A 7883-nucleotide genomic window follows, 5' to 3' on the forward strand; every position below is an offset into this window, starting at 1 on the left:
CTCGAAGCGGAGACGGACCGCGTCACGGCCGTGAACCTCCCGTTCCGCTACACGCCGGGGTTCGTCCGGCTGCGGGAGCTGGTCGCGGCGGGCGAAATCGGCGATCCGCGCCGCGTCGAACTCCGGTTCCGGTTCCCCGAGTGGCCCCGCGAGTGGCAGGACGTGGCGTGGCTGGAGTCGCGCGCGCAGGGCGGCCCGCTGCGCGAGGTCGGGACGCACTTCCTGTTCGGGGTTCAGGAGCTGTTCGGTCCGATCGAGACCGTCTCCGCGGATGTCGGCTACTCGGGGCCGGACACGTACGAGGACGACGTGGTCGGCACGTTCCGAGCCGACGGCGTCCGCGGGACGATCGACCTGCTCTGCGACCACGAGGGCGACGAGGAGAACGCGATCACCGTCGTCGGCGACGAGGCGTCGCTGTCGCTGACGGAGTGGTACCGGCTCGTGCGCGACCGCGGCCGGGAGGGCGAGACGACGCTCGTCGACGAGCGCGGCGACACGGTCGCGGACCTCCTGACCGAGTTCGCGAGCGCGGTCGACGGCGACGGCGGCGACCTCGTTTCGTTCGCGGAGGCGACGCGCGTTCAGGAGGTACTGGACGCGGTCCACGCCTCCGAGGGCGACCGGGTTCGGCCCGGGGCGGACGGTGGTGGCGCACCGTAGCCGGAATCGAGAGCTGACGGCGACGGCGGAATATAGCCCGGAATCGGGTGCCACCGGGCGGCGGCCGCGGACTCGCGAGACGGGAACGCCCGACAGGAATTATACGTCTCTCGGACCCATCTCCGCGTATGAGCTACCTCGTTGCGACCGACGGGTCGACGGAGAGCGACGAAGCCGTCCGATACGCGGCGCGGCAGGCGGTCGCGTTCTACGAGACGCTCGAGATCGCCCACGTGCTGACCCCGGACTCGGAGCTGGTCGACGGGACGATCATCCTCCCGGGCGAGGAGGCCGCGGTCGAGGCGGGACAGGGGGTCTTGGAGAACGCCCGCGCCGTCGCCGAGGAGGCCGTCGGCGACGAGTCGATCGACGTGGAGACCCAGCTCCTCACCGGTCGCCCCGCCGACGCGATCACGGAGTACGCGGCCGACGGGGCCGTCGACGCGATCTACGTCGGCCACCGGGGGCTGAGCGAGGAGCGCGAGCAGGTGGTCGGCAGCGTCGCGAAGAGCGTCGTCGACAAGGCCGACGTGCCCGTGACGGTGATCCGGTAGTTATCAACCGAAGAAAACTACTGAGGGGCCGCGAGACCGCCGATTTCCTCGATTTTCTGTGCCGATCCGGCTGTCACAGGCCCCGGAAAGAACCGCCATTATCGGACGTTCAAAACGGCGTTGGGCACTACACGAATTGATGCCCGAAGACGTACTCGTCACGGCGGACTGGGTCGAAGAGCGCCTCGACGAATTCCAAGACGACGATTCCGACCACCGGCTCGTCGAGATCAACAACCCGACCGTCACCGACGAGTCGGAGTACACCCCCTACGAGGAGGGGCACATTCCCGGCGCGCTCAACTTCGAGTGGGACGCGGTGTTCACCGACGAGACGGAGCGCGACATCGTCTCGAAGGAGAACTTCGCGGCGCGAAACGGCGAGGGCGGCATCGACGCCGACACGACGGTCGTCGTGTACGGCGGCGGCCGCGTCCCGAACTGGTTCGCGCTGTTCGGCTACTGGATCTACAAGTACTACGGTCACGACGACATCCGCGTGATCGACGGCGGGAAGGGCTACTGGGTCGCCAACGACTACCCGCTCTCGACCGAGGAGCCGGACTTCACGCCGCGCGAGTACGAGGCCCGCGGTCCCTTCGAGAGCGTCCGCGCCTACAAGGACGACATCGACAAGGCGATCGAGGAGGGGATCCCGATGGTCGACGTGCGCTCCCCCGAGGAGTTCTCCGGCGAGGTCATCGCCCCGAAGGGCTCAACGAGACGGCCCAGCGCGGCGGTCACATCCCCGGAGCGAGCAACGTCCCGATCGGGACCACGCTGAACGAGGACGGCACGTTCAAGAGCGCCGACGAGCTCCGCGAGCTGTACGGCGACGCCGGCGTCGACGGCGACGAGTCGACGATCACCTACTGCCGCGTCGGCGAGCGCTCGTCGATCGAGTGGTTCCTCCTGCACGAGCTGCTCGGCTACGACGACGTCCGCAACTACGACGGCTCGTGGACCGAGTGGGGCAACCTCGTCGGCGCGCCGATCGAGACGGGCGAGTAGGACCCCGGACGAGCGAGTAGACGACGCCCCGCGCGACGACGCGCGCAACGCTCCCCGAAGACACCGCGTTTCCGATATTTTTCGACACAGAAAGAATCGAATCGCGGGAACGCGACGCTACTCGACCGGCTCGAACCCCGTGACTTCGAAGCGCGCACCGCCGGCCTCGCTCTCGGTGACTCGGACGTCACAGCCGTGCGCCTCGGCGACCTCCTTGACGATAGCGAGCCCGAACCCGGTCCCGTCGTCGCGCGTCGAGTACCCGGCGTCGAAGATCCGCTCGCGCTCGTCCTCGGGGATTCCGGGACCGTCGTCCGCCACGTAGAATCCGGTCTCCAAGTCGCCGACCGTGACTGTCAGGTCGTCGCCGCCGTGTTCTACACTATCGTCGGGCCCTGCCCGACTGCTCGTGGAACCGCGTTCCACGCTGTCGCCGGACGGAGTCCGGCTGCCCGTCAAGCTATGCTCGACGCTGTTCCGGATCAGGTTCTCGAACAGCTGTGCGAGCCGGCTCCGATCCGCGATGACGGCGGAGTCGACGTCGATCGCGAGCGTCGCCCCGCCGGTGTCGACGTTCTCCCAGCAGTCCCCGACGAGATCGGCCAACTCGACGGGTTCGGACTCGGTCACCGTCGCGCCCTCGCGCGCGAGCGTCAGGATATCGTCGACGAGCGACCCGATCCGGCCGTGCGCCCTCGCGACCGCGTCGAAGTGTTCGTCGTCGCGCTCCGACCGGGCCAGGTCGAGGTGTCCCTCGGCCGCGTTCAGGGGGTTCCGCAGGTCGTGGGAGACGATACTGGCGAACTCGTCTAACCGCGCGTTCTGGCGCTCGAGTTCCCGTTCGCGCTCGATGCGGTCGAGCGCGGTCGTCGTGTGCGCCGCGACGGTCTCCGCGAGCGACACGTCGACGTCGTCGAACGCGTCGCGTTCGGTCGACCCGATCAGGAGCACGCCGTGGTCGTCGAGCGGGAGGATGATCTCGCTCCGGATCGGCGTGTCCGGGTTGAACGGCTCCGAAACCTCCGAGAGGTCGCCGTAGATCACCGGCTCCCCCGACTCGAACGCCCTGCCTGCGAGCCCCTCACCGAGTTCGAACACCGGCGGTTCGCCGACGAGTTCCTCGGTCAGGTCCGTCCACGCGACCGGGACTAACGCGTGGTCGCCCTCGTCGTAGAGGTGGACGGCGCACGCCGGCATGTCGAGGACGTCGTTGACGGTGTCGACGGCGATTTCGGCGGCCCGATCGGCCGTCTCGGCCCGCATTACCGACCGCGCGGTCCCGTGTAACGCGTTGATGGCCCGCTTGTGTTCCTCCTGTCTGGTAATGTCGGTCACGAACCCCTCTAACGCCCCCACGTCGCCGTCGGCGGAATACACCCCCTGACCGCGTTCCCAGACCCACTTCGTCTCCCCGGCCTCGGTGCGGATCCGGTAGGTGATCTCGAACGGCTCGCGCTCGTCGACCGCGTCCTGTATCGACTCCCACACCGCCTCTCGGTCGTCGGGATGGACGACCCGGTCGCCGTACACGCCCGCGTGGCCCTCCAAGTCGGAGGGATGATACCCCGTCAGCTCCGTCACCTCTCCCCTGACGTCCTCCATGGGCCACCCGGGCTCGTTCGCACATCGATAGACCATCCCCGGCAGGTTGTCGACGAGCCGCGCCAACCGTCGCTCGCGCCGTTTGCGCTCCGTGAGATCTCGGCCGATTCCGATGAGTCCGATCAGATCGCCGTCGCGGTCGGTCAGTCGCGATCCGGTGAACTCGTAAGGGATGCGTTCGCCGTCCGCCGTCAGCAGCGCGGATTCGTCGGTCGTTCCGCTCGTCTCGAACACGTCCTCTATCGCAGCGGAGATCCGGTCCCGATTCTCCTCCGGGAAGAGGTCGGTCGCCCGTATCTCCCCGAGTTCCTCGTCCATGTAGCCGGTGGTCTCCGCGAGGTGGTCGTTCCACCGACGGAACGTCCCGTCGGCGTCGATGACGTAGAAGATGTCGTTGAGTGCGTCGAGTGCCTGTTCGATGAAGTCGCGCTCCTCGCGGAGGCTCTCTCGGACCTCGAACGAGTGGATGACGTGAGCGATGTCGTCGCCGAGTTCGTCGAGCAGGTCGCGTTCGGTCGCGTCGAAGGCGTTCGGGCGGTCGGCGTAGACGGCGAGCGCGCCGTACAGCGTGTCCTGATACTCAAGCGGAAGTGCGGCCACCGACCGAAACCCCCGTTCGACCGCCGCTGACTGCCACGGTTCGAAGTCGGGATCCTCGGCGACGTCCTGCGAGACGGCGACCCGCCGTTCGCGTATCGCCGTGCCGGCGGGTCCCCGTCCGGTCGGGCGCTCGTCGGTCGTGATCGTGATCCCGTCTAGGTAGCCGCGCTCGACGCCCGCGGACACGTGGGGTTCGACTCGGTTCGTTTCGGCGTCGACCTCGCCGATCCACGCGAAGCGGTAGGGATCGGAGTCGCTGATGATCTCGCAGACGCGGCGCTCGACCGCGGCCCGCGAGTCGGCGCGCACGATCGCCTTGTTGATCTCGCTGGCGAGCGTGCGGATCCGGTCGAGTTCGGCGGCCCGCTGGCCCGTCCGGTACTGTTCGACCGCGTTCGTGACCCGGTTCGCGAGGACGGCGTACTGCCCGGTCCCGCTCTCCTTCTGGAGGTAGTCCGTGACCCCGGACGCGATCGCGTCGCTGGCGACCTCCTCGCTGCCCTTGCCCGTGTAGAGGATGAAGGGGAGCTCCGGTCGTTCCTCGCGGACGGTTTCGAGGAACTCGATTCCGTTCCGACCGGGCATGTTGTAGTCGGAGACCACGCAGTCGACGTCGCCGTCGGCGACGCGGTCGAGACCCTCGGTCGCGTCCGTCGCGGTCTCGACGTCGATCCGGTCGTCCTCGCGTTCGAGGTAGGTCGCGGCGAGCTCCGCGAGGTCCGGATCGTCGTCGACGTGGAGAACGCGGATCGCGTCTGGGTGTGGACTCATGTGCCGCGTATCCATCGAATTCGGAGCCACGGTAAATAAGATAGGGGGCGAGCGCTCCGATTCGCCGCACACGGCGGCCGCGCCGGATCCGGTTCGGGCACGGACGACTCTCTCCTTCGGTGGAACCTCATTCTCCGAGCCCGGGCAGAAAACCTATTTCTACCCCGAACCGAAGCGCCGACGTGTACCTCGGTCTCGCCCTCCTCCTGCTCGCGGTCGGGATCCCGCACGCCATCTGGCCGTACGAGTTCGCGCGGTTCGAAGAACGGATCGACTCGATCGGGAGCAAGCGGTCGTGGTCGGAAGTCGAACCCGCCGAGTGGAAGGTCGACCTTACGCGCGTTGTCGGGATCGGGATGGTGTTTCTGGGCCTGATCGAACTCCTCACCGGCTGACGGGGTCCGCACCGCTCCGTCAGTCGTCCGGTGAGCCGACGGCGGCCCGTTCCGCGCCGATCCGGCGGTCGAGGAAGTCGCCGAGCAGCTCCAGCGACCGGATCTTCTGATCGATGTCGCCGGAGCCGTGTTCCTCCTCGCCCAGCCCCTCGTACTTGTAGTCGACGCCCTCCTCGAAGCCGGCGTCATCGAGCGCGCCGCGGGAGATGCGCGTCCGCGAGACGGGCACCGCGAATCGCAGCTCCTGCCGCCAATGGTCGCCGATAGCGTTCTATATCTTCGATTCCAGGCTGTACAATTGTACTGTGTGGACTGTGTAGCATTTTGTCGGCTTCCTCCCACGACTGAAGTCGTGGGCTTCCGCCTCGTGCCTCTGTGATTAGACCAGGAGCTGGATGTCGGCGTCGGCCATGTCTTGGAGGGCTGTCGCCGCGCCGACGCCCGTGGTGACGCCGTCGTAGAATTCGCTTTCGTCGTAATCCATCAGGTCGATGGTCATCTGACAGGCCTGGAACTCCACGCCCATGTCGAGGCTCGTCTCGATGAGCTCCTCGATGGTGGCAGTGTCGTTATCCGCGATTTTCTTCTCCATCATCTTCGTCGTCACGCGGTCCATGCCCGGGAGCGCCGCGACGGCGTTCGGCACGGGCATGTTGGGGTTGCCGACGGAGCTGAGCTTGAGGTTCTTCGAGCGCTCCTCGTGGAGGATCTCCAGCCCCCAGAACGTGTGGAAGACGGTCACCTCGTAGCCGAAGGCGGCGGCGGTGCTGGCGAGGATGAGTGGGGGATACGCCATGTCCAGCGTCCCCTTCGTCGCGATGATGCTCATCTTCTTGCCGTCGTCGTCACTGGTGGCTTCTGCGAGCGCGTCCTCCAGTTCGTCGACGCGGGCGGCCAGCTCCGCACGCGAGGGCGCGTCATCGGCCGACGCGTCGGGTGTGTCCGTGCTCATCGTTACTCCGTCTTGCGCACGTAGTGTTTGTACACGTCGTCGCCCTCTTCCTGATCAACGAGCTCGACGCCCTCAGTGCCGGCCGCCCAGCCGTCGATGTCGCTCATGCTGCCCGGATCGGTGGCCAACACTTCGAGGACCTCGCCGGCCGCGAGGTCGTCGATAGCGCCTTTCGTCTTCACCACAGGCATCGGGCACGATGCGCCTTTCACGTCGAGCGTCTCCGCGATGTCGTATTCAGCACTCATTGGTTATCTGCTCCGTCTGTATTGGAGCTATCGCACAATACCTCCCGCCCGACTAAAAGATTGTTGATTATTGTGTCTGCTACAAATTACTAATTGGGGACGAGAATCCTATAAATGGCATCATTAATCCATATGCGGCTTAATTAGAGATTTTTGGTTTTCCTTCCTCAAGCAGTATTGTTTAGTTAGGGGAATACTATGAGAATCCTTTTGTGTATCCGGCCGGTAGGAGCGACTGTACAACATGAACGCTGACGACTTCCCGACTCCTGACGTCGAAGTCGCGTCGGTCGAGCCGGAAACGCTGAAAGACCGCATCGACGCTGGCGAGGATATGACGCTCCTCGACGCCCGCATGCGATCCGATTACGAGGAGTGGCGTATCGACGGCGAGAACGTCACGTCGATCAACGTCCCGTACTTCGAGTTCCTCGACGACGAGATCGACGACGACGTCCTCGACCAGATCCCCGACGATCGCGAAGTGACCGTCCTGTGTGCGAAGGGCGGAGCCAGCGAGTACGTCGCGGGCACGCTCGCGGAGCGGGGCTACGACATCGACCACCTCGAAGACGGGATGAACGGCTGGGCGAGCATCTACGAGACCGTCGAAGTCACCGACTACGACGGCGCGGGCACGCTCCTCCAGTACCAGCGCCCCTCCTCGGGCTGTCTCGGCTACCTTCTCTACGACGACGGCGAAGCCGCGATCATCGACCCGCTGCGCGCGTTCACCGACCGCTACCTGGACGATGCTGAAGACCTCGGTGTCGACCTCCAGTACGCGCTGGACACCCACGTCCACGCCGACCACATCTCGGGCGTGCGTGCCCTCGACGACGAGGGTGTCGAGGGCGTCATCCCCGAGGCGGCCGTCGACCGCGGCGTCACGTACGCGGACGAGCTGACCGCGGCCGAGGACGGTGACACCTTCCGGGTCGGCGACGCCACAATCGAGGCCGTCTACACGCCCGGCCACACCACCGGGATGACCTCGTATCTCGTCGACGGCAGCCTGCTCGCGACCGGTGACGGGCTGTTCGTCGAGAGCGTCAGTCGTGGGAGGCAAGGCACACAGGGGATTAGG

7 protein-coding genes and 2 pseudogenes are annotated in these 7883 nt (G+C 66.3%); 5 read left to right on the plus strand and 4 right to left on the minus strand.

What is annotated here, in order from left to right:
* The 3 genes and pseudogenes from BN903_RS02920 to BN903_RS02930 all read left to right on the plus strand — a co-directional run.
* A partial coding sequence (locus BN903_RS02920) for a Gfo/Idh/MocA family protein (protein WP_079890557.1) occupies positions 1–663 on the plus strand: 663 nt, incomplete at its 5' end.
* Positions 664–791: 128 nt separating this feature from the next.
* A complete protein-coding gene (locus BN903_RS02925) occupies positions 792–1217 on the plus strand; it encodes a universal stress protein (RefSeq protein WP_048076302.1) in 426 nt (141 codons plus the stop codon).
* A 139-nt stretch (positions 1218–1356) separates the two neighbouring features.
* Positions 1357–2228, plus strand: a pseudogene (locus tag BN903_RS02930) (sulfurtransferase).
* Positions 2229–2345: 117 nt separating this feature from the next.
* Here BN903_RS02930 and BN903_RS02935 read toward each other — a convergent pair.
* On the minus strand, positions 2346–5201 hold the full coding sequence (locus BN903_RS02935) for a GAF domain-containing protein (protein WP_048076303.1): 2856 nt from the start codon (positions 5199–5201) through the stop codon (positions 2346–2348).
* A 182-nt stretch (positions 5202–5383) separates the two neighbouring features.
* Between BN903_RS02935 and BN903_RS02940 the strand changes: the two genes are divergently transcribed.
* Positions 5384–5596, plus strand: a complete 213-nt coding sequence (locus tag BN903_RS02940; RefSeq protein WP_048076304.1) for a hypothetical protein — start codon at positions 5384–5386, stop codon at positions 5594–5596.
* Between the two features lie 19 nt (positions 5597–5615).
* Here BN903_RS02940 and BN903_RS02945 read toward each other — a convergent pair.
* From BN903_RS02945 to BN903_RS02955, 3 genes and pseudogenes are all read right to left on the minus strand, one after another.
* A pseudogene (locus BN903_RS02945) lies at positions 5616–5825 on the minus strand (S9 family peptidase); the annotation flags it as partial.
* Between the two features lie 150 nt (positions 5826–5975).
* Positions 5976–6548, minus strand: a complete 573-nt coding sequence (locus BN903_RS02950) for a DsrE/DsrF/DrsH-like family protein (RefSeq protein ID WP_048076306.1) — start codon at positions 6546–6548, stop codon at positions 5976–5978.
* Positions 6549–6550: 2 nt separating this feature from the next.
* Positions 6551–6796 carry a sulfurtransferase TusA family protein gene (locus BN903_RS02955; protein ID WP_048076307.1) on the minus strand — a complete coding sequence of 82 codons (246 nt, stop codon included), beginning with the start codon at positions 6794–6796 and terminating at the stop codon, positions 6551–6553.
* Positions 6797–7040: 244 nt separating this feature from the next.
* On the opposite strand from BN903_RS02955, the gene BN903_RS02960 reads away from it, so the two are divergent.
* Positions 7041–7883 (plus strand): MBL fold metallo-hydrolase (locus BN903_RS02960; protein ID WP_079890558.1); only part of this gene is annotated, 843 nt, incomplete at its 3' end.

The organism is Halorubrum sp. AJ67, from assembly GCF_000513435.1.